The following is a 20,744-nucleotide window of genomic DNA, read 5'->3' on the forward strand; positions in this document are numbered from 1 at the left end:
TCAGCCGTGCAGGCGGAAGGCCGACACGGCGGTGGCCAGCCGGTCGGCTTGCGAGCGCAGGCTTTCGGCGGCCGCGGCCGACTGTTCGACCAGCGCCGCGTTTTGCTGCGTCACCTCGTCCAGCTCGGTGACCGCGCGGCTCACCTGGCCGATGCCGGTGTCCTGCTCGGTCGACGAGGCTGTGATCTCGGCGATCAGGTCGGTCACGCGTTTGACCTGGTTCTCGATCTCGAGCATGGTCTGGCCGGCGTCGTCGACCAGGCGCGTGCCGCTGTCCACGTTCTCGACGCTGGTGGTGATCAGGGTTTTGATCTCCTTCGCGGCGTTGGCCGAGCGCTGCGCCAGTGAGCGCACCTCACTGGCCACCACGGCGAAGCCACGGCCTTGCTCACCAGCGCGGGCGGCTTCCACCGCCGCGTTCAAGGCCAAGATGTTGGTCTGGAACGCAATGCCGTCGATCACGCTGATGATGTCGCTGATCTTGCGCGAGCTTTCGGCGATGTCGCCCATGCTGCGCACCACCTGCGAGACCACGGCGCCGCCGCGTGAGGCCACTTGCGAAGCCGACGAGGCCAGTTGGTTGGCCTGCTGCGAGGCCTCCTTGTTCTGGCGCACCGTGGACGTGAGTTGGGCCATCGACGCGGCCGTTTGCTGCAGATTGCTGGCCTGCTGCTCCGTGCGGTGCGACAGGTCCTGGTTGCCGGCGGCGATCTCGCCGGAGCCGGTGGCGATGTTGTCGGACGCGGCCTTCAGGTCGCCGATCAAGGTGCGCAACTTGTCGGACATGGCTTGCTGGGCCTTGAGCAACTGACCCACTTCGTCGTTCGAGCTGATCTGCACGCGGTGGGTCAGGTCGCCGTCGGCCACGCTGTTGGCCATCTTCACGGCCTCGGCCAGCGGTTGGGTCACCGAACGCGTGGTCACCCACGCCAGGTAGGCGGCGATGGCGGCCCCGGCCAGGCTCAGGCCCAAGCTCAGGCGCGAGGCGTTGCTGGCGCCTTGCTCGGCTTGTTGGGCGTCGGCGGTCATCGAGGCGAACTCAAAGTCACCCAGTGCGCCAGCGGCCTTGAGGTAGGCCATCTGGGCCGGCTGCAATTGGTTGTTCAGCACCTCGATGGCCGTGTTGACGTCGTTCTTCGCGAGGTGGTCAGAGAAGACCTTCAGTTCTTTGCGGAACGCATCGCGGGCGGATTCGGTGGTTGCCAACAGCTCGCGGCCCTTGGGGTCGGTGATCAGTTGGTTGAGCCGCTCATAGGCCACGTTGCTGTTGCCCTTGGCCTCTTCGATGGCTTTCAATTCGGTCGCGACCTGTTCCGGCTCGCGGAACAGCAGCAGGTTGCGACTCGCCTGGGCCTGCATGTTGATGTTGTTGCGCAGGCCACCAATGGCCTTGACCTTGACCATGCGGTCGGTGACCAGTTCGTGGGTGGTGGCGGCCAGTTCACCCAGGCGCGAGCTGCCCAGCACCGCGATGACCAGGCTGAGGGCCACCACGACGGTGAAAGAAAGCGCAAGGCGTTGGCCGATGCGCAATTGACGGAAGAAATTCATGACGGAACCTTGGAACGGACATGGAAGCACCGGTTTCTTACGGCCGCCTCGCCCCGAACTTGAGGTCCCGCGGAAAGACTTACACGGGGCCGCGCACCGAGGCGCCGAACAAGCGGCCGGCGTGCAGTCCCAGCCCCGTGGCCACCGAGGCCAGGCGGTCGCCGCGCACCGCGCGGGTCTCCGGGAAGGCGGCTTCCAGCTGGTCGGTCAGCAGCTTCAGACCGGTGGAGCCACCCGTGAAATACAGCGCGTGAATATCCGACGGTTTCAGGCCGGCCATGCGCACCGTGTCGAGTGCGCAGGCGGTGATGCGGCCCAGGTCGTCGCGGAAGGCCTGCTCGGCGTGAGATTCGGTCAGGGGTGAATGCAGGCCGGCTTCGATCAAGGAAAGGTCGATGTCGAAGTCACCGCCCGCCGCCACCGCGATCTTGGCGGCTTCGGCGCTGCCCACGAGGGCATGGCCCAGGCGGTCGTTCACCACCTTCATCAGGCGCTTGAACTGCGTCTGGTCGGCGTAGAAGCCGTTCATGCTTTTCAGTTCGGCCACACGGGGCGACTGGTAGACGTTGTTGATCAGGTGCCAGGTGGCCAGGTCGAAGTAGACGCGGCTTGGCACGGGGCGCGGTGGCTGCCCGCCGATGCTGGGGCCCATGCCGCCGTGGCCCAGGGGCGGCATCACGCAGGACAGGGACACGCGGCGGTCGAAGTCGGTGCCGGCCACGTGGACACCGTGGTTGGCCAGGATGTCGCTGCGGCGGTCGAGCAGGGCGGCGCGTTGCGGGCCCACGCGCACCACCGAGAAGTCAGAGGTGCCGCCGCCGATGTCGGCGACCAGGGCGAGCTCCTCGCGCGTGGCCTGTTGCTCGTAGTCGAAGGCGGCGGCGATGGGTTCGTATTGGAAGGCCACTTCCTTGAAGCCCACTGCGTGGGCCGCGGCGGCCAGCGAGGCCTGGGCCTGGGCGTCACGTTCGGGGTCGTCGTCGACGAAGAACACGGGGCGGCCCAGCACCACGTGGCTCAGCACTTGGCCGCTGGCTCGCTCGGCGCGGCTGCGCAGGTGGTGCAGGTAGCCGGTGATGATGTCGATGTACTTGACGCCGAAGCCGTGGCCCAGGTCGGTGGTCTGCTCGACCAGCGAGCTGCCCAGGATGCTCTTCATGGAGCGCATCAGGCGGCCTTCGTAGCCCTCGATGTAGGCCTGCACGGCGGCTCGGCCGAAGGTGCGGGGCAGTTCGGCGCCAGCCCGGCCCGTGGCTTTCTCGAATCCCGTGGGCAGGTCGTCCACGTCGGTGCAGTAGAAGACCGCCGTGGGCATGGTGAGGCTGTCACCCTCCAGCGGCACCAGCCGCATCCCTTGGGCGGAAGGGATGGCGATGGCGGAATTGGAAGTGCCGAAGTCGATGGCGCAATAACTACTCAAGGGGCGGGCTCTCGCAGGGGGAACGGGAAACGTGCCGCGTGGCGGACGGGGCGCACACTGTATCAGCCAGCGCCTGCCCCAGCATAGCCCAGCTCTACAGCACCAGGGGTTTGGCGTAGCCCGTCATTTCCAGGTAGCCATCGCCAGCCACGCGTCCGCTGGCGTCCAGCAACTCGCTCAACCCCTCCCAGTAGACGGCGCCCGTGCTGGGCTGGCCCGCCAGCTCTTGCGCGTCGAGCAGGGCCCGGACGGTGAAGCGGCCCGCGGGCGTGTCGACCTGCCATTCGACCGGATAGCGTGCATGCGTGGCCGGGCTTTGCCAGGTGCGGCCAGGGGTGAAGCGGACCTCCTCGGGCTTGAAAATGCGGGCAGGCCGGCCGGGTGCGCGGAAGCTGCCGCCGGTCCACGACGTTGAACCATCGGCCCGCCGCACGCGGAAGGCCATGAGTGCGCCGCCATCGCGCAAGTTCATGCCGACCCAGTCCCAGCCGACGGCGTCGGGCGCCAGCAGGCCTTCGCCGCACTCGTGGTCCATCCAGGCGCGGCCCGTGACCGCGTGGGCCCGGCCGTTCAGTTGGACTTGACCCTGCACGTTCAGCTGCGGCTGCGAGTAGTAGCGGCTGGCCTGGCTGGGCAGCGGGCCTTTGCGCGAATAGCCGGCTTGTCCTTGCACCAGCGGCGCCTGCGTGCTGCGCAGGTCCAGCTGAAATGCAAAGGTCGATGCCTTGACCTGCGCCTGGTAGAGGCTTTGCAGTGCGCTGCCCGTGCGTTGCAGCGACCAATCCTTCAAGTGCACCCGCGTGTCTTGCGTGCCGGCGCCGGCCAGGCCCAGGCCTTCGCGGGCGATGCGCTGGTCGTGCAGCCATTGTTGACCGGCCACGTCGGTGATGGCCGCGTGCGCCAGGATCAGCTGCTTCGCGGCGAAGCGGCTGGGGTTGTCCTGGGCCGTGTCCACGCGGGTTCGGAAGAAGGTGACCTGGAAGCCCAGGGTCTGCCGATCGGCCGTGAGCAGGCGGCCGGTGATGTACCACCACTCGGTGCGGAACTCGGGGTGGGCCCCGAAATCGCGGGGAAAGTTCAGGGTCTGGCCGGGTTGAACCTCGGGCCGGGCCAGGGCATGGGGGGTTGGCAAGACCGCTGTGGGCATCGCGAAGGAGGGCAGCGTCACATGGGCACCGGCCACCCCCAGCGCCTGAAGGCAGAAGCGCCGGCTCATGTTGTTCAAGCCCTTCATCACCAGTCCTCCTTCACCGCCATCACCGCATCGCGCCCGATGGCCTGCCGGCCGGCCAGCAGCGCGGTCAGCGTGCCGGCCAGCACCACCCCCAGGCACAGCAGACCCAGCCGCTCCCACGGCGCCAACAGGTCCATGGTCCAGTGGAAGCTTTGTGGGTTGACCACCTCGACCAGCACGACGCTGACCGCCAGCCCCAGGCCCAATCCCATCAAGGCGCCGATGCTGGTCAGCACCAGGCCCTCGCCACCCACGATGGCCAGCACCTGGCCGCGCGTGAAACCCAGGTGGCTGAGCAGGCCGAACTCTTTACGCCGGGCCAGCACCTGCGCCGAAAAGCTCGCCGCCGTGCCGAACAGGCCGATGCCGATGGCCACGGCCTGCAACCAGTAAGTGACGGCGAAGCTGCGGTCGAAGATGCGCAAGGTCGTTTCGCGGATCTGGCGCGGTTCGGCGAATTCGATCAGGCCACCGGCCAGGCCGCGGTCTTCGGCCGCGCGGCGGATGGCGCTTTGTACGTCGGGCGTGCGCGCTTCGGGCTTGAGCCAGATGGCGAGGTCGTTGATGCCGGTGTCGCCGGTCAGGCGCTGGTAGTCGGCCTGGTCGATCACGATGGCGCCTTGTTGGCGGGCATAGTCTCGCCAAACGCCGCGCACATGGGCTTGCACCGGTGGATGGCCCGCGCGCAGTGGCAGGCTCAGCGTCCGGCCTGGCGCGGCGCCATGCAAGTCAACCATCGCTTCACTCACATAGACCGACACCTGGCCAGCCTTGGGTGGCAGCAAGTCGCCCACCAGCGGGAGGCTGCGTTCCGCCTGGCCCAGCGGCCTTGACAGCAAAGCGACCTCGCCGAGCGAGCGGCTCAGGCTCAGCGAGCTCACGCGGACGCCGACGGCGCGCTGCACGCCGGGCACCCGGCGCACATCGTTCAGCAATTCGGGGCCCAGGTTCAAGGTGTCGCCGCCCGCGTCGCCATGGGTGGCGCGGGCGTAGAGGTCGGCGGGCAGCACCACGTCCAGCCACGCGGTGACCGAGCCCCGAAAGCTGGCCACCATCACCGTCAGCGCCACCGACAAGCTCAAGCTCGCCACCACCCCCGCGATGGCGACGGTGGCCGTGTGCCGCATGCGCCGTGCGCGCTCGAAGGCCAGCAGGGGCGCGGCTTGGCGAGGGTGGGGCCACAGGTGCAACAGCATCCCCACCGCGCCTGGCACGCAGGCGATGCCGCCCATCAACAGGCAGGCCACGCTCAGGTAGGCCCACAGCGGTACGCCAGCCACCGGAGGCAACAAGGCGAGGCCCACGCCCACCGCCAGCAGCAGTGGTCCCAGCCAGGGCCTGCGCGAGGCGCGCTGCTGGTCGCCCAGGCCCTTCAAGGCTTGGGCGGGCGGCAGGTCTTGCGCAGCCCGTGCCGGCAACCAGCCGCCCAGCATGGCCGCCACCACGCCGAGGCTGCCATAGAGCGCCGCCGCCCAGGGCGACCACTGCAAGCTCGGCGCGATGCCCGGAAAGTAGCCGCCGCCCAGGTCGCCCGCCAGGAGCTTGAGCGCGGTGTAGGCCAGGCCCGAGCCGGCGGCGATGCCCAGCACCGAACCCAGCAGGCCGATCAAGGCTGATTCGCACAGCACCAGGGCCAGCCGTTCGCGCGCGCTCAGGCCGAGCACCCCCAGCAACGCCAGCCCCTGCTGCCGTTTGGCCACCGACAGCGACAAGATCGAGAACACCAGGAAGGCCCCGGTGAACAGCGCCACCAGCGCCAACACGGTCAGGTTGACCCGGTAGGCCCGCGACACGTTCGACACCTTCTGCTGCGACTCCTCGCCTGAATCGCTCACCACCCCGTCGGGCAACTGCAAGGCCTGGACGGTGGAACCGGCTTGCGCGCCTTCCGCCAGCTTCAGGTCGATGCGGCTGAGCTGCCCCAAGGTGCCCAGCGTGGCCTGTGCGCCGGCGATGTCCATCACTCCCAGGGCCTCGCCCCCCGCGGTGACGGTGCCGACCACGCGCAAGGTTTTCAAGGCCAGTCCCACCTGCACCTGGAGGGCATCACCCGCTTCCACGCCCAGCTTTTGCCGTGCCTGTGCGTTCAGCGAGATCGCATCGGTGGCGAACAGCATCAGCCGGTCCTGATCCTCGGCCAGTCGAGGGATCAGCGCGGGCGCCAGGGGGGCGGCCACCATCGGGTCCAAGCCGATGATCTTCAAGGCCTGGCGGCGGCCAGCCTTGCCCAGCGCAAGCGTGCTGGCTTCAACCACGGGACTGGCCAGCGCGACTTGCGGGTGCCTGGCCACGCGTGGGTAAATCGTTTCGTCGAAGCCGCCGTGGGCCGCGCGCAGGCTCACATCGGCCTGGCCATTGACCGAGCGCACGGCCGAGCTGAACTCGCTCAAGGCCGATTCGTTGATCAAGTGCACCGAGAACGCCAGCGCCACGCCCAGCAGCACGGCCAGCACGGCGGTGGCATGGCGCAGGCCATGGTGCTTCAGCTCTGGCCAGGAAAAATGGCGCAGCAGGGTGGGGATCGGCGACGGCGCCTCAGGCCGCATCGCGCAAACCTTCGCGCGTCAGGCGCAGCACGCGGTCGGCGCGCTGTGCGGCCGCGGGTGAGTGCGTCACCATCACGCAGGCGGTCTGGTGCACCCGGATCTGGGCGACGAAGGCTTTCATCACCAGCTCGGCGGTTTCGGGGTCGAGGTTGCCGGTGGGCTCGTCGGCCAGCAGCAAAGCGGGCCGGTGGATCAGGGCGCGGGCAATCGCCACGCGCTGCAATTGCCCGCCCGACAGTTGCTGCGGCAAGCGCTCGCCCAACTCGTCCAACCCCACCGAGCGCAAGGCCGCGGCCAGACGCTCAGCGTAGGCCGCGTCCCGGTGCTCGCCCAGCAGCATCAAGGGCAGGCCCACGTTTTGCGCCACGTTCAAATGCGGCAGCACATGGAAGGCCTGGAAGACGAAGCCCAGGTGGCGGCGGCGGAAATGCGCCTGTGCGGTCTCGGCCAGCGATTGCACGTCCACGCCATCCAGGGTGACGCGCCCTTCGTCGGCCCGGTCCAAGCCCGCCAGGCAGTTCAGCAACGTCGATTTGCCCACGCCCGACTCGCCCACGATGGCGATGAACTCACCCGGCGGCACCCGCAGATCGACGTGGGCGAACACGGCCTCGGGGCCATAACGTTTGGTCAATCCTTGAACTTCGAGCATGCGGAATCGGGCCGGGAGCGAACGAACCGGTAAACTGTATCCCTTTCGAGGTCTCGCTGCCCCATGGCTGTTGTCTCCAAAGGGAACACCCCGCTCATCGTCGATCTGAAAAGCGCCACGCTGACCCTGGTCGCGGTGGTGCTGAAAACCACCGACCTGGCGGCCCTGGCCGGCGAATTGGGCGAGCGCTTCGGTGCCAACGCCGACTTTTTCAACCAGGACCCGGTCGTCATCGACCTGGGCCCGGTGCAGGACGATGCCAAACCCATCGCCTTCGCCCACCTGATCGCTCTGCTGCGCGAGCACAGCATGGTGCCGGTGGCGGTCAAGGGCGGCAGCCCCGCGCAGATGGCGGCGGCGCAGGCCGTGGGCCTGTTCGAAGCCCCCGACGGCCCCTCCGCCAAAGTGCCCGTGCGCGTTGAAACCGTGGTGCAGGAAGTCGTCCGCGAGGTCGAGGTGATCCGCGAAGTGCCCGTGCAAGTGCCCGGCCCCTCCGTGCCCACGATGGTGATCCACAAGCCCTTGCGCTCAGGCCAGCAGGTCTACGCCAAGGGCGGCGACCTGGTGGTGCTGGCGGCCGTCAACAACGGCGCCGAGGTGCTGGCCGATGGCCACATCCACGTCTATGCACCGCTGCGCGGCAAGGCCATTGCCGGTGCGCGCGGCAACCTCGAAGCCCGCATTTTCACCACCTGCCTGGAGCCTGAACTGATCTCCATCGCAGGCACTTACCGCACCTCCGAGACGCCCCTTTCACCCGATGTGCTGGGCAAGCCCGCCCAGGTTCGCCTTGATGGCGACAAGCTGGTGATCGAGGCGATCAAACTCAATTAACCGTTCATCAAGAAGGACTCGATACCGATGGCCAAAATCATCGTGGTGACCTCCGGCAAGGGAGGGGTGGGCAAAACCACCACCAGCGCCAGCTTTTCGTCAGGTCTTGCCCTTCGCGGCCACAAAACCGTGGTCATCGACTTCGACGTCGGCCTGCGCAACCTCGACCTCATCATGGGCTGCGAGCGGCGCGTGGTGTACGACCTCATCAACGTCATCAATGGCGAAGCCAACCTGAACCAGGCGCTGATCAAGGACAAGCAGTGCGACAACCTGTTCGTGCTGCCCGCCTCGCAGACGCGCGACAAGGATGCGCTGTCCAAGGAAGGCGTCGAAAAGGTCCTGAACGACCTGGCCGCGATGGACTTCGAATACATCATCTGCGACTCGCCCGCGGGCATCGAGACCGGCGCCCTGCTGGCCATGCATTTTGCGGATGAAGCCCTGGTGGTGACCAACCCCGAAGTGTCCTCGGTCCGCGATTCCGACCGCATCCTTGGCATGCTGGCCTCGAAAACCAAGCGCGCCATCGAAGGCCAGGACCCGATCAAGGAACACCTGCTGATCACGCGCTACAACCCGGCGCGTGTGGAAGAAGGGCAGATGCTGTCGCTGCAAGACATCCAGGAAATTTTGCGCATTCCGCTGATCGGCGTGATCCCCGAATCCGAATCGGTGCTGACCGCGTCGAACCAGGGTCTGCCCGCGATCCACCTGGCCGAATCGGACGTGTCCGAGGCCTACAAGGATGTGATCGCGCGCTTCCTGGGCGAAGACAAACCCATGCGCTTCACCGAGGCCGTCAAGCCTGGGTTCTTCAAGCGCATGTTCGGAGGGAGGTAAGCAGCATGTCCTTCCTGTCCTTCTTCCTCGGTGAAAAGAAAAAGACCGCCTCGGTGGCCAAGGAGCGCCTGCAGATCATCCTGGCGCACGAGCGCAATGGTCGACAAGGCAACCCCGACTACCTGCCCGCTTTGCAAAAGGAATTGGTCGCGGTGATTACCAAGTACATCTCGATCAACCCGGACGACATCAAGGTGAGCCTGGAACGCCAGGACAACCTTGATGTGCTGGAAGTGAAGATCGAGCTGCCCGACGGCGGACGTTGATCCCCTGGCGCTGGGTTCTCACAGGGCCCAGCGATCGGCCAGTGCGCGGCATGTGGCCAGCGTGTCTTCACGGTCCACCCCGTGCGACAGCAATCCCTCGATGGTGAACGACACCACGCGCGCTTCCGCCTTGCGCTGGGCCTCCGACCATGCCGAGGGCATCTCAGGGCTCAAAAAGCCTTCGAAAATGGTGTGAAAGGCTTCGTGCCATTCGTTCAGCCGCGGTGACAGGTTGACGCGGTTGTGCACCGTGGTCACCAAGCCTTTGAAGGCGCGAAGGCGCTCGACCGCCCACCACAGTTTCTCTACCGCCGGTTTGGTGGCGGCCTCGCTCGCATAGGCCTGGATGTCCTCCTGCAGCAGGACGTCGAGCACGCCCACCAGCAGCTCATCCTTGTCTTTGAAGTACCAGTAGATCGTGTTCGGGGTGACGCCTGCGGTGGCGGCGATGCTGGCCATGGACGTGGCCTCATAGCCGTTCTGGGTGAACAGCTGCCTCGCCGCGGCCACGATGGGGCCGCGTCTTTCCGCTTCCGGTTGAACTCGTCGATTACTTGGCACAGGCGTTCTTGATTGCCATTTAAGATTCGAGTATTCTATTCTTGATTAACATTTAAGAGAAACCATGCAGTACCCCATTTCGCGCCGCCAAGACGTCCGCTTCTCCTCTGGCCGCGACCGGTGCCACGCCTGGTTCTATGAACCAGCGGCGTCTTCCGGCCAGCATCCGCAGCGCTGCCCCATCATCGTGATGGCCCATGGGTTGGGCGGCGTGAAAGCCGGCGGCCTGCATGCCTTTGCCGCCCGTTTCCAGCAGGCCGGTTTTGCCTGCCTCGTTTTTGATTACCGCTGTTTTGGCGACAGTGAAGGCACGCCGCGTGAATGGCTGGACATCGGGCGCCAGCGAGAGGACTGGCGGGCCGCCATCGCCTGCGCGCGCGGCCTGCCCAACGTCGACCCTGACAAGGTGATCTTGTGGGGCACCTCCTTTGCCGGTGGGCACGTGATGGCCGTGGCTGCGGGAGACCCGCGCGTGGCCGCCGTCATCGCGCAGTGCCCTTTCACCGACGGCCTGGCCTCCACCCTCGCGGTGGATCCCCTGACCAGCTTTCGCATCACGGTGCGCGCGCTCAGCGATCAGGTGGCCTCGTGGTTCGGCATGGGCCCGGTGCGCGTGCCCACGGTGGGCGAGCCCGGCTCGGTGGCACTGATGAATTCGAAGGACGGCCTGGCCGGCTACAACGCCATCCTTCAGGCTGCGGGCGTCGACCATGTGCCCATCGATGTGCCTGCCCGGATCGCGCTGCAGATCTTGCTGGATTCGCCCGGGCGGCAGGCCCGCCACATCCAGTGCCCCGCGCTGTTCTGCGTCTGCGACAAGGACACGGTGGCGCCCGCCAAGGCCACGCTCAAGCATGTGAAGAACGCGCCCCAAGGCGAAGTGGTCCGCTATCCGGCCGGCCACTTCGACATCTATGTGGGTGAGGATTTCGAGCGCAATGTGAATGAGCAGCTGGCGTTCCTGGCCAGGCATTTCGGCGCTGGCCATTGAGGGAATCAGGCGGATGAGGCCGTCACCCTATCCGCCTTGAACATCGCCTTGATGCCGCGCACGGCTTGACGAATCCGTGCCTCGTTCTCGATCAAGGCAAAGCGCACATGGTCATCGCCATGGTCGCCAAAGCCGATGCCGGGTGACACGCAGACCTTCGCTTTCTCCATCAACTGCTTGGCGAACTCCAGCGAGCCCAGGTGCCGGTAGTGCTCGGGGATGCGCGCCCAGATGTACATCGAGGCCTTGGGGCAGTCGACCTCCCAACCTGCCTCGGTCAAGCCCTTGAAGAGCACATCGCGCCGGCTTTGGTACTGCGCGCAGATGTCCTTCACGCACTGCTGGTCGCCTTCCAGCGCCGCGATGGCCGCCACCTGCAAGGGCGTGAAGGTGCCGTAGTCGTGGTAACTCTTGATGCGTGCCAAGGCGGCCACCAGGTCAGGGTTGCCGACCATGAAGCCCACGCGCCAACCGGCCATGTTGTAGCTCTTGCTGAGCGTGAAGAACTCGACCGCGATGTCCTTGGCGCCCGGCACCTGCATGATCGATGGCGCCTTCCAGCCATCGAACACGATGTCGGCGTAGGCCAGGTCGTGCACCACGAAGATGTCGTGTTTGCGGGCCAAAGCGATCACGCGCTCGAAGAAGTCCAGCTCCACGCACTGCGCGGTGGGGTTCGAGGGAAAGCCCAGCACCATCATCTTGGGCTTGGGATAGCTGCCACGGATGGCTTTTTCCAGCTCGGCGAAAAAGTCCACGCCCGGCACGATCGGCACCGATCGGATGTCGGCCCCCGCGATCACCGCGCCGTAGATGTGGATGGGGTAAGAAGGATCGGGCACGAGCACCGTGTCGCCTCGGTCCAGCGTGGCCAGCATCAGGTGGGCCAGGCCTTCCTTCGATCCGATGGTGACGATGGCTTCCTTGTCCGGGTCGATGTCGACCTGGTAACGGTCCTTGTACCAGTGCGAAATCGCGCGCCGCAAACGCGGGATGCCCTTGGACGCCGAATAGCCGTGCGTGTCGGGCCGCTGGGCCACCTCGGTGAGCTTGGCGACGATGTGCGGTGGCGTGGCCCCGTCGGGGTTGCCCATGCTCATGTCGATGATGTCTTCGCCACGGCGGCGCGCGGCCAGTTTCAATTCGGCCGTGATGTTGAAGACGTAGGGGGGGAGACGATCGATGCGCGCAAATCGGCGCTTGCCTGCGGATGAGGACATGGGGATGACTTTCACGTGAGCGCCCGGAACCGTCCGAGCGACGTGGCCACACGATGGGGTGCGGCCCGTGTGCATCCTAAACGATGCCGAGGCGCTGATGGGCACAGCCTTTGCCCCTTCGATAGTCCGATCCATCAACAAGGAGAAGACCATGACAAAGAAGAACACCTGGGTGGTGGTGGCCGACGAGGCCATTGCCCGCATCTTGGCTGGCCCTTCCGACACCGGTGTGCTGGACAGCGTTGAGGAAATCACCGACCCGGACGCCCACGCCAAGGGCGCCGAGTTCCGCAACGACGCGCAAGGCCGCCGCAGCGGTGGCGTGGCGCGTGGCGCGGGGCAGCAAGGCGGCGCACCTCAATCGGTCACCAGCGGCGCTGGCCCTGACGACCGCCACCAGGAGGCCGAACGCTTTGCCAGCCGCGTGGCCGCCCACTTGGCCCAAGCCTTGCAGCAACAGCGTTTCACCGAGCTGAAACTGGTCGCCGCCCCGCGCTTCCTGGGTTTGCTGCGCCAAGCCTTGCCACCGCAAGTGGCCAAGCTGGTGAGCGGATCGCTGGACAAGGACCTGGTGCACCTGGGCAACCAGGACATCACCCGGCGCCTTTTCCCGGAGAAAACCCAGACCCACAGCGAGGCCCATTGACGATCCAGCGCCTGGCCCCGGGTCTGCAGAAGCGAAAAGGCCCGCTGACGGGGGCCAGCGGGCCAAGGCGCACACCGATGTGGCGGTGGGCCGCCGGCTCAGGGAGAAAAGCCGGGCCGAGGTGTTGAGCCATCGGCAAGCCCATGCTAGACCTCCCCTGACCACGGCACAACCGAGAGTCCATGACGCCGGGGTGGGATGGTGGTTGGCACCATCCGCGATGGTTGCCCATCTCAGTTCGCGGCCCCTTGCTGGCTGAGGCGGGTGGCCGGCGCTTCGCCTCGTTGCAGCTCGACCCGGGCCACTTCCTCAGCATAGGCCGGGCTGTTGCGCAGGCGGTGGTACTCGGCCAGGGCGCGGTCGTACTGCGTGGTGTCGGCGTGGTACTGGGCTTGATCGGCGTACTTGTCGACGCCAGCCCTGATCCACAGATGGGTGTCGGCGACGACTTCGGCGCGGCTGAGGCCGGTCGCGCTGGACGTGGCCGCTGGGCGGTACTGCGCTTGCTCGGCCTGGACGGCGGGGCTGAACAAGGCGGCCAGGGCGCCGCTCAGGATGAAGGCCCGCGTGGCATGGCTCAAGGTGCTGAAAGTGGCTGAGGTGTTCATGTGGAAGCTCCTTGCTTGCAAAACATATGACGATCGTCATATTTTAAGTGAAGAACAAGGCGACCGTCTGTCGCCTTGGGTTCAATTTAGGGGCTTCGAGCGGCCAGATCAACCGCCGTGGCGCGCATTCACCATTTCACCAGCGGCAACAATCCCAGGCGCTAATTGGTTGCATTGCTAACTATTTGGCCTTATGCTGAGTCCATGTTCGATCACTGCCTTTACTTCAACACCACCGCCCTGGCGCGCCAGCTCGAGCGCGAATGGGCCTTGGCGTTCAAGCCGTTCGAACTGACGCCCCCCCAGGCTTTCATGCTGCGCGCGGTGATCGAGCAGCCCGGCATGCTGCAGCACCAGTTGGCCAGCCTTCTGGACATCGCCCGGCCCACGGCCACGCGGGCCCTCGATGGCCTGGAGGCCAAACGGCTGATCGAGCGCCGCAGCGTGGAAGCGGATGGCCGCGAGCAGGCCATCCATCCCACACCAAAGGCCGTGGCCATGAAGAAAGACCTGAACCAGGCCAGTGGCGCCGTCACTGCCCGGCTCAAGAAATTGCTGGGGTCGGACAGCTTTGCGGCCACGGTTGAAAGCGTCAAGGGTGTGCGCTCCGCCCTCAAGTGAGCGATGTTCAGGAGAACACCATGCCCATCCTCAACGTCAAAGTCAGTGCCACCAGATCGCCGGAATTGTCCCGGCGGATCGCCAACTTGCTGCTGGAGCTCACCACCCGCATCCTGGGCAAGAAGCCCGAACTCACGTCCATTGCCATCGACTACGTGGACCCTGACGACTGGATCGTGGGTGGAAAAACGCTGCGCGAGCAAGGCAAGCACAGCGTCTACTTCGACATCAAGATCACCGACGAGACCAACACCAAGGCTGAGAAGGCGGCGTACATCGCCGAGGCTTTCGCGGGCTTTGCTTCATTGCTGGGCGATCTGCACGAGGAAAGCTACATCCACGTGGAGGATGTGCGGGCGGCGGCCTACGGCTATGGTGGCAAGACACAGGAGTACCGCTACCAGCATCCTTCAGCCTGACGCTTGCTTCAGAAGCGCCACAGGCCCACGACCTGGGCCGAGGCGGCGCCATAGTGCGGTGAGCGTTCGCCATCGATCTGCAGGCTCAGCGAGAAGGTCTTGGATTTCTCATAGACCAGCGAGCCGCCGATGTTCAGGGTGTTGCGTGCCAGCTTCTGGCCAGGGGTCAGGAAGCTGGCGCCGCCGCCCGTGAAGGTCGACGTGGTGTCGACGCCGCCGCGCTTGAACTCGTGCCGCCAGAACGCATGAACGGCAGGCGTCAGAACCGCGCCGCCGGTGAGGTCGAAGCGGGTGGCGGCCTTGACACCCAGCACGCTGCGCACGCGCGTGGCAGATTGTTCATCGACGTTCAGGGACAGAGGGCCCCCTCCTGTTTCGGTGTAGCCGTCTTGCTGGAAGCGGTTGGCCTCCAGGCCGACCGAAGGCGTGAGCGTCACCTTGTCGCTCACCGCCCAGGGCTTGCCGGCACTCAGGCGGGCGGCCCATTGGTCGCCCTTGAAGTCGCCCTGCGCGATGCCCGATACCACGGTGTTGCGCACGCTGTTGAAGTCCTGTCGCGCATAGGCCAGCATGCCTTCCAGGTACCAGGGGCCGAAGTCGCGCGTGGCGTACCCGGTCAGTTGGTAGGACTTGATGTCGCTGCCATCGCCCGCGAAGCTGTCGCGCAAGGCGACGTCCGTGCTGGCGTAGGTGAAGGCGCCGCCGAGCACCCACTGGTTGTTGACCAGGGTGTCCGCTCCGAGCGACAGGCCATAGGTGTTGGCCTGGTAGCCGGCATAGCCTCCATTGAGGCCTTGGCGTGCTTCGCTGCCGAAGACCTTGCCCCAGACCCCCCGGGTGCGCGGGGCATCGTCCGTCACCAGGCCAGCGCCGGAATCCGCCGAGGCAAGCATCACCTGGCCTTGCAGCATGTCTTCCATGAGGCTGGTGACGAAGCCCTGTGTGCGCACCGCGTCCATGCGAACCTGCACGGTGTCCAGCGCACCACTGACGGTTTGGGCCGATGCCGCGCCCAGGGCGCGGTTGGTCTGAGGCGCGATGTGCTGCAGAACCGCCGCCTGTTGGCTGGCGGGCAAGGCCGCCAAGGCGGCAATGGCCGCGCCCAGTTCGCCCGTCGCCGAACCCGCGAGGCTGTCCAGCACGCCGGCGGCGCCGCTGCTGCGGGTGTTGGCGTTGGGGCTGAACAGGCCGCTGCCACCGCCAACATCGGCGGAGGTGAGGGTCACGGAACTGGAACGGATGGGTGAGTTCGTGCCCCCAGGGTTCCATGTGGCGGATGGATTGTTGATGGGCACATAGGTGAAGGTGTAGGTGCCTTCGGCCAAGCCGGTGAACGTGGTCCCTTGCCAGGCCAGGATGGTGCCGGAGTAGGTGCCGATGAGGGTTGTGCCGTTGGTGTAGAAATTGTTGGTGCCGTCGATCAGCCCGGAGGGCTTGGCATACACCAGCAAGGTGAAAGGCACGGTGACCGAATAGCCGCCGCCGCCGGTCACCAGGAGGCTGCCTTCCGTCGCCGTGGCTTCTGCACTCGAGTGGTACGTCCCGTACCAGAAGGTGACCGATCCAGGCCCGGCGCTTTCATAGCCGACCGAGGACGTGTGCGCTTGAACGCCCGCGGACAGGAGGCTGCCAAGCACCAGGGCTGCCGAAGCCCTGGCGGTGCATGTGAGGTGTGTGTTCATGGGGCAAGCAGCGGGTGGCTGCAATCAGGTACTGCGTTGATGGGAACTACTCGTTGGAGGTCGTGCCGATGACAACTACCTGTTCGCGCCCTTTGGTCGGTCAGGACCTGTGCCGGTGCTCGCAGACCTGTTTTTTAAAGGCAGGCCCGCCACCACGTCAACGCACCACAGGAAAGTCCGTGAAGGCAGCGAGTGTTTGCCACGCAACAGTCTCCTGTTCAATGGGGCGGCGCAAGCGGGCTGGATGAGCCCGCTCGGTCAGACCGAGTAGTCGAAATCCATCACCGAAGGCGAGAAGTCGGCCGACCCCGGCGGCTTCTGGCCCAAGGCCCAGGCCAGCAGCATGTCTGCCGGCATGGGCTTGGCGAAGAAGTAGCCTTGCAGTTCGTCGCAGTTCATCTCGCGCAGGATGTCGCGCTGGCCTTCGGTCTCCACGCCTTCGGCCACGACGTGCAGGCCCAGGGCGTGGGCCAGTTGCACCACAGCGCGCACGATGGAGCGCGCGTCACTGCTGGTTTCCAGGTCGGCCACGAAGCTGCGGTCGATCTTGAGCTGGCGTGCCGGCAACTGACGCAGGTAGCTCAGGCTGGAGTAGCCGGTGCCAAAGTCGTCGATGGACAAGAACACGCCAATGCCGGAGAGCCCCTCGAAGGCGAGGTCCAGGGCCACGTAGGCGGCGAAACTGGCGATCAGCAGGGAGGCGACAACGAGCCAGGGGTCGTGGCTCGAAGGCAGGTAGGCCACAAGCATTCCTATCTTCCAAATGGGCAACAAGGCCACGCGCATCCTGACGCCGCGCATGGCCTTGCCCTCTCTTCGGCAGGAATTGGGCCGGACTTGAGTTGGTCAGCCCCGCCGGCGCGCGCTGTTCACGCACCTGCGGCTGATGTCAAAGGTCGCGTGAGTAGCTGAGCACGCCCCAGCTCTGGAAGCGGTCGCCCTGCAGATCTGTGCCCTGCACCTTGAACTCGGGTGTTCGCCGCTTCCAGGCCAGGCTGAGCTTGTGCTGGCCTTGTTCGCCGAAAGGAATCATGAAGCCGAGCGTGGACGTGCCCACCAGCCGTTCAGGGTCGATCTGCGAGCGGCCCGAATACGTGCGGCCTTGCAGGAAGACGTTGTAGGCCACCGCGCTGACCTGGGCATGGGCGAAGAACACGGTGTGCTTGAGGCTGTCCAGGATGGAGCCATCGACGGCCTGGGCATTGAAGTCGGGCGTGAAGAACTCGCCTTCGTCCAGACTGCCGGACTGGCTGCCCCGCTGGGTGCCGCCAGCCGGGCTCCACGTCAACGCCAACGCGCCACGCAGGTAGGTGCGGACATTGCCCACGGAGCCGCCCCAGGAGCTTTGCAGGCCCACCGGGCCATCGGTGAAATGGTAGTGGGTGGAAAGGTAGCTCAACTGCACGCCCAGCATCGGACGCAATTGGTTGTCCCAGCCCAAGGGTTCTTTGGACGAGCCAAGGCAGCAGTGCGCGCCTTTCTGGGTTTTTTCGGCCAGCGAGGCCGGGCCGGTGACGCCCACTTTCAGGCCCAGTGTCTGCTGGCGGTTGCCGCTGAAGCTGGTCAGGCCGATGCCGCCGTACAGCCAGCCTGCCCAAGGGCGGTCTTTCAACTGAGGCTCGGCCACATCGACCCGGCGTGGCGTGTAGATGTTTTGGCCAAGGACGGTGTTCATGGTCAGGCTGCAGCCGCTGCCTTGGCAGTCCTGGGGCACGATCCATTGTCCCCAGGACACCGCGGGCTTGAGCAGATCAGGCTCGCGGCCCGGCTGAAAAGCCAGCATCAGCTCCAGGCCATTGGTGTACCAACGGTCCTTGGCGCTTTGAGCGCCGAGCAGGTCGTTTTCAAAGACGAAAGCCCAGCCTTTCAAGACAGCGCCATCGGTGTCCGCCTGAGCCGTGTCGGCCTGGACAGGCATGGTGGCCAGGCTGGCGGTGGCCAACACCAGCCAGTTCATCAGGCGGTGGGGAGGGGTCACATGAGCACGGAGCTGCCAGGCCATTGTTGTTTTTGATGGAAGTTGTTTTGCGTGACCATTATTTCAATATGCGGCGGCCATTGCCGTTGTAAGCCTTTGACGGCTGGGCTTGTAGGCGAACAGGCCAATCTGCGTGGCTGGCGAACCTGGGGCGTTCACCCACACAACATGCCCGTGCATTCTGGTGGATCATTGGTCAGCAAGACGGCGCGGCCTTCGGTCTGCGGCACTGGCACCCCCGAAGGCACGATGAAGACGTTGAACCCAGGCATGTCGGGCGGCAGCTCCACCGCTTTCAACACCCGGTAGATCTTGACGTTTGGGCCGCTCTGGTGACCAGCAAGGCCATGGGCGCGGCGCCTTCCCGGCGTCGAACATGCTGGGCACGCGCCAGCTTCGAGCCATGCCCGTGATTAAAAACACGCTATGGCTCGGCTTCATGGCGCGGGAGACTTGGTGTGCCTGAATGGGACTGAAGTCCCGGCCTGCGTCGGCCGATAAAGGATGAAACCCATGCCCGGCTTTTGCCTGGCGGGGTGCGGCGTCTCAACCAGACAAGGACCATCACCAGATGACAGCCCTCGTTCAGCGGGAAGTGCTGATGGCTGCCCAGCCCGGCAGCGATGATTGCCTGCGCGTGGCGCAGCACCTGGTGGAAGTTGGTTTCATCCGCTGGGACGCCGCGCAGGATGCCTTGCACGTGTCGCTGGAGGCCCGCGCCATGTTGGGCCATGCCTTGGCCGATGACCTCGGCGTGGCCGAACTGGTGGGCCTGATCGGCTCGTCCGACGCCTCCCGCATCCATGCGTTGTGGTCCGAAGCCCTGGCGCGCCGCCACGCCATGGTGGACGCTGAATTTTCGGTTGCCTTGGCCGATGGCTCGATCCGTCACCTGCGGGGCGTGGCCCTGTGCGAGTACGCCGACCATGGCGGCCTGAACCGCTGCACCATCGGCTTGCAGGACGTGAGCGCCCAGCGGGCCATGTTGCATGCCCTGTCGGAAAGCGAAGCGCGGCTGGAAGAGGCCCAGGAGATCGCGCAATTCGGTTGCTGGGAATGGGATTACACGCGCAAGCAGGCACGCTTTTCAGCCGCCACCCTGCGCATGCTGCGCCTGCCGCCCGACTGGAATCCGGACATGCGCGAGATCCTCACCGTGGTGCCCGAGGACCAGCGCGACTGGGTGCTCGCCCTCTACAAGGACGCCTTCGACAAGCGGTTGACCACTTTGCGCTATGAGGTTCGCCACGCCGAGGGCGAGGGCTTCCGCGAGATCCACACCGTGGCCCGCATCAGCTACGGCCCCAAGGGCCACCCGCGCCGCCTGCTGGCCACGGTGCAGGACATCACCGAGATGAAGTCCTACCGGCGCCAACTGCATTCGCTGTCTTTCTTCGACCCGCTGACCGAGTTGCCCAACCGCGCGCTCTTCGTCGACCGCCTGAGCCAGGCCTTGATCGATGCCTCGTGGCACCACCAGCAGGTGGGCACCCTGCTGCTCGACCTGGACCGCTTCAAGGACATCAACGATTCGCTGGGCCATGGCGCGGGCGACGACCTGCTCAAGCAGGCATCGCAGCGCTTGCGCCAGGTGCTGCGCGACTACGACACCATCGCCCGCTTGGGCGGCGACGAGTTCGCCGTGGTGCTGCCCGATGTGCGCCAAGCCACCGACCTGGGCAGCATCGCCAACAAGGTGATCAGCGCCTTCACCGCGCCTTTCACAGTCAGCGGCAACGATGTGTTCGTGACCGTGAGCATTGGCGGTGCGCTCTACCCCAGCGACGGGCAAGATGCCAACCAGCTGCTGCAACACGCTGATGCGGCCCTGTACCACGCGAAAGGGCAGGGCCGCAACAATTTCCAGTTCTACTCGCGCGACCTGACCGCGCAAGCCTCGGCCCGCCTGACCATGGAGAGCGAACTGCACAAGGCCATCGAGCGCGAAGAACTGGAGTTGCACTACCAGCCCAAGTTCGACCTGGCCTCGGGTGGCCTGGTGGGCGCCGAGGCCCTGATGCGCTGGAACCACCCGGTGCGCGGCATGGTGTCGCCGGTGCAGTTCATCCCGCTGGCCGAGGACACTGGCCTGATCGTGCCCATGGGCGCCTGGGCTTTGCGCACGGCCTGCCAAGCTGCCGCGGAATGGAACGCCCGCAGCAGCCGGCCCTTGAAGATCGCGGTGAACCTGTCGGCGCGCCAGTTCCCCGGCGGCGAGCTGGTCAAGACCGTGCAGGAGGCCCTGGCTGCCGCGAACTGCCAGCCGCAATGGCTGGAGCTGGAGATCACCGAAAGCCTGCTGCTGGACGGGCGCGACGAGGTGCGCGGCACCCTGGAAGCGCTGTCGCAGTTGGGCATCACCATCGCCATCGACGACTTCGGCACGGGTTACTCGGCGCTGAGCTACCTGACGCGCTTCCCGGTGCAGATCCTGAAAATCGACCGTGCCTTCATCAAGGAACTGCCGTCGGACCGGGGCAATGCCGAGCAACTGGTCAAGGCCATCGTGTCGCTGGGCCAGAGCTTGAACATGGCGCTGGTGGCCGAAGGCGTTGAAACGAAGGAGCAGGCCGACTACCTGAGTGGCCTGGGCTGCGAGGTCGTGCAAGGCTTCCTGTACGGCCGGCCGGTGGCGCAATCGGCGTTCGGGCAATGGCTGGACGCCCCGTGAG

Annotated in this window: 18 protein-coding genes and 1 pseudogene; 8 read left to right on the top strand and 11 right to left on the bottom strand. The window is 65.8% G+C overall.

Features of this window, described 5'->3' with window-relative positions; genetic code table 11:
- From ACREB4_RS12855 to ACREB4_RS12875, 5 genes are all read right to left on the bottom strand, one after another.
- Positions 1 to 1,551, bottom strand: coding sequence for a methyl-accepting chemotaxis protein (locus ACREB4_RS12855; protein ID WP_431588623.1), 1,551 nt, complete (start codon positions 1,549 to 1,551; stop codon positions 1 to 3).
- Positions 1,552 to 1,630: 79 nt separating this feature from the next.
- Entirely contained in the window at positions 1,631 to 2,971 is a 1,341-nt protein-coding gene (locus tag ACREB4_RS12860) for an Hsp70 family protein (RefSeq protein ID WP_431588624.1), read from the bottom strand.
- Positions 2,972 to 3,065: 94 nt separating this feature from the next.
- The gene (locus ACREB4_RS12865; RefSeq protein ID WP_431588625.1) at positions 3,066 to 4,205 is read right to left on the bottom strand and encodes a lipocalin-like domain-containing protein; all 1,140 of its coding nucleotides are present in this window, start codon (positions 4,203 to 4,205) and stop codon (positions 3,066 to 3,068) included.
- A complete protein-coding gene (locus tag ACREB4_RS12870; RefSeq protein WP_431588626.1) occupies positions 4,205 to 6,751 on the bottom strand; it encodes an FtsX-like permease family protein in 2,547 nt (848 codons plus the stop codon). The genes ACREB4_RS12865 and ACREB4_RS12870 overlap by 1 nt, the downstream gene beginning before the upstream one ends.
- Entirely contained in the window at positions 6,741 to 7,403 is a 663-nt protein-coding gene (locus ACREB4_RS12875; RefSeq protein WP_431588627.1) for an ABC transporter ATP-binding protein, read from the bottom strand. The genes ACREB4_RS12870 and ACREB4_RS12875 overlap by 11 nt, the downstream gene beginning before the upstream one ends.
- A 63-nt stretch (positions 7,404 to 7,466) precedes the next feature.
- Here ACREB4_RS12875 and minC point away from each other — a divergent pair, with 63 nt between their 5' ends.
- Genes minC through minE form a run of 3 tightly spaced genes read left to right on the top strand, consistent with a single transcriptional unit; the run spans position 7,467 to position 9,346 of the window.
- Positions 7,467 to 8,237 carry a septum site-determining protein MinC gene (gene minC, locus ACREB4_RS12880; RefSeq protein ID WP_431588628.1) on the top strand — a complete coding sequence of 257 codons (771 nt, stop codon included), beginning with the start codon at positions 7,467 to 7,469 and terminating at the stop codon, positions 8,235 to 8,237.
- Positions 8,238 to 8,264: 27 nt separating this feature from the next.
- Positions 8,265 to 9,080 (top strand): septum site-determining protein MinD, encoded by an 816-nt coding sequence (gene minD / locus ACREB4_RS12885; RefSeq protein ID WP_431588629.1) that lies wholly within the window; start codon positions 8,265 to 8,267, stop codon positions 9,078 to 9,080.
- A 5-nt stretch (positions 9,081 to 9,085) separates the two neighbouring features.
- Complete coding sequence (minE, locus tag ACREB4_RS12890) at positions 9,086 to 9,346, top strand: cell division topological specificity factor MinE (protein ID WP_431588630.1); 261 nt, start codon at positions 9,086 to 9,088, stop codon at positions 9,344 to 9,346.
- An 18-nt stretch (positions 9,347 to 9,364) separates the two neighbouring features.
- Here minE and ACREB4_RS12895 read toward each other — a convergent pair whose 3' ends face one another.
- Positions 9,365 to 9,907, bottom strand: coding sequence for a TetR/AcrR family transcriptional regulator (locus tag ACREB4_RS12895; protein WP_431588631.1), 543 nt, complete (start codon positions 9,905 to 9,907; stop codon positions 9,365 to 9,367).
- 64 nt (positions 9,908 to 9,971) lie between these two features.
- Between ACREB4_RS12895 and ACREB4_RS12900 the strand changes: the two genes are divergently transcribed.
- Positions 9,972 to 10,898, top strand: coding sequence for an alpha/beta hydrolase (locus ACREB4_RS12900; protein WP_431588632.1), 927 nt, complete (start codon positions 9,972 to 9,974; stop codon positions 10,896 to 10,898).
- Between the two features lie 5 nt (positions 10,899 to 10,903).
- On the opposite strand, the gene alaC is transcribed toward ACREB4_RS12900, so the two are convergent.
- Positions 10,904 to 12,118: an alanine transaminase gene (alaC, locus tag ACREB4_RS12905; RefSeq protein ID WP_431588633.1), complete on the bottom strand. Its 1,215-nt coding sequence runs from the start codon at positions 12,116 to 12,118 to the stop codon at positions 10,904 to 10,906.
- 151 nt (positions 12,119 to 12,269) lie between these two features.
- Here alaC and ACREB4_RS12910 point away from each other — a divergent pair, with 151 nt between their 5' ends.
- A complete protein-coding gene (locus ACREB4_RS12910) occupies positions 12,270 to 12,764 on the top strand; it encodes a host attachment protein (RefSeq protein WP_431588634.1) in 495 nt (164 codons plus the stop codon).
- A 233-nt stretch (positions 12,765 to 12,997) separates the two neighbouring features.
- Here the strand turns inward: ACREB4_RS12910 and ACREB4_RS12915 are convergent, their stop codons facing one another.
- A complete protein-coding gene (locus ACREB4_RS12915) occupies positions 12,998 to 13,372 on the bottom strand; it encodes a DUF4148 domain-containing protein (protein WP_431588635.1) in 375 nt (124 codons plus the stop codon).
- A 204-nt stretch (positions 13,373 to 13,576) separates the two neighbouring features.
- On the opposite strand from ACREB4_RS12915, the gene ACREB4_RS12920 reads away from it, so the two are divergent.
- Both ACREB4_RS12920 and ACREB4_RS12925 read left to right on the top strand, forming a co-directional pair.
- Positions 13,577 to 13,993 carry a MarR family winged helix-turn-helix transcriptional regulator gene (locus ACREB4_RS12920; protein WP_431588636.1) on the top strand — a complete coding sequence of 139 codons (417 nt, stop codon included), beginning with the start codon at positions 13,577 to 13,579 and terminating at the stop codon, positions 13,991 to 13,993.
- Positions 13,994 to 14,013: 20 nt separating this feature from the next.
- Positions 14,014 to 14,412, top strand: coding sequence for a tautomerase family protein (locus tag ACREB4_RS12925; protein WP_431588637.1), 399 nt, complete (start codon positions 14,014 to 14,016; stop codon positions 14,410 to 14,412).
- Between the two features lie 8 nt (positions 14,413 to 14,420).
- On the opposite strand, the gene ACREB4_RS12930 is transcribed toward ACREB4_RS12925, so the two are convergent.
- The 3 genes and pseudogenes from ACREB4_RS12930 to ACREB4_RS12940 all read right to left on the bottom strand — a co-directional run bounded on the left by ACREB4_RS12930 (position 14,421) and on the right by ACREB4_RS12940 (position 18,072).
- The gene (locus tag ACREB4_RS12930; protein WP_431588638.1) at positions 14,421 to 16,094 is read right to left on the bottom strand and encodes an autotransporter outer membrane beta-barrel domain-containing protein; all 1,674 of its coding nucleotides are present in this window, start codon (positions 16,092 to 16,094) and stop codon (positions 14,421 to 14,423) included.
- A gap of 258 nt (positions 16,095 to 16,352) precedes the next feature.
- Positions 16,353 to 16,748, bottom strand: a pseudogene (locus ACREB4_RS12935) (EAL domain-containing protein); the annotation flags it as partial.
- A gap of 235 nt (positions 16,749 to 16,983) precedes the next feature.
- Entirely contained in the window at positions 16,984 to 18,072 is a 1,089-nt protein-coding gene (locus tag ACREB4_RS12940) for a lipid A deacylase LpxR family protein (RefSeq protein ID WP_431588639.1), read from the bottom strand.
- A 571-nt stretch (positions 18,073 to 18,643) separates the two neighbouring features.
- On the opposite strand from ACREB4_RS12940, the gene ACREB4_RS12945 reads away from it, so the two are divergent.
- A complete protein-coding gene (locus ACREB4_RS12945) occupies positions 18,644 to 20,743 on the top strand; it encodes a putative bifunctional diguanylate cyclase/phosphodiesterase (RefSeq protein WP_431588640.1) in 2,100 nt (699 codons plus the stop codon).
- Position 20,744 lies beyond the last annotated feature (1 nt).

It is taken from the genome of Aquabacterium sp. (assembly GCF_050725395.1).
In the GTDB taxonomy this organism is placed as follows: Bacteria; Pseudomonadota; Gammaproteobacteria; order Burkholderiales; family Burkholderiaceae_C; genus Aquabacterium.

Bases quoted from the DNA above. Each gene is read 5' to 3' on its own strand.
- ACREB4_RS12855 (WP_431588623.1), bottom strand. From the start codon at position 1,551: ATGAATTTCTTCCGTCAATTGCGCATCGGCCAACGCCTTGCGCTTTCT.
- ACREB4_RS12865 (WP_431588625.1), bottom strand. From the start codon at position 4,205: ATGAAGGGCTTGAACAACATGAGCCGGCGCTTCTGCCTTCAGGCGCTG.
- ACREB4_RS12870 (WP_431588626.1), bottom strand. From the start codon at position 6,751: ATGCGGCCTGAGGCGCCGTCGCCGATCCCCACCCTGCTGCGCCATTTT.
- ACREB4_RS12875 (WP_431588627.1), bottom strand. From the start codon at position 7,403: ATGCTCGAAGTTCAAGGATTGACCAAACGTTATGGCCCCGAGGCCGTG.
- minC (WP_431588628.1), top strand. From the start codon at position 7,467: ATGGCTGTTGTCTCCAAAGGGAACACCCCGCTCATCGTCGATCTGAAA.
- minD (WP_431588629.1), top strand. From the start codon at position 8,265: ATGGCCAAAATCATCGTGGTGACCTCCGGCAAGGGAGGGGTGGGCAAA.
- minE (WP_431588630.1), top strand. From the start codon at position 9,086: ATGTCCTTCCTGTCCTTCTTCCTCGGTGAAAAGAAAAAGACCGCCTCG.
- ACREB4_RS12900 (WP_431588632.1), top strand. From the start codon at position 9,972: ATGCAGTACCCCATTTCGCGCCGCCAAGACGTCCGCTTCTCCTCTGGC.
- alaC (WP_431588633.1), bottom strand. From the start codon at position 12,118: ATGTCCTCATCCGCAGGCAAGCGCCGATTTGCGCGCATCGATCGTCTC.
- ACREB4_RS12910 (WP_431588634.1), top strand. From the start codon at position 12,270: ATGACAAAGAAGAACACCTGGGTGGTGGTGGCCGACGAGGCCATTGCC.
- ACREB4_RS12915 (WP_431588635.1), bottom strand. From the start codon at position 13,372: ATGAACACCTCAGCCACTTTCAGCACCTTGAGCCATGCCACGCGGGCC.
- ACREB4_RS12920 (WP_431588636.1), top strand. From the start codon at position 13,577: ATGTTCGATCACTGCCTTTACTTCAACACCACCGCCCTGGCGCGCCAG.
- ACREB4_RS12925 (WP_431588637.1), top strand. From the start codon at position 14,014: ATGCCCATCCTCAACGTCAAAGTCAGTGCCACCAGATCGCCGGAATTG.
- ACREB4_RS12930 (WP_431588638.1), bottom strand. From the start codon at position 16,094: ATGAACACACACCTCACATGCACCGCCAGGGCTTCGGCAGCCCTGGTG.
- ACREB4_RS12945 (WP_431588640.1), top strand. From the start codon at position 18,644: ATGACAGCCCTCGTTCAGCGGGAAGTGCTGATGGCTGCCCAGCCCGGC.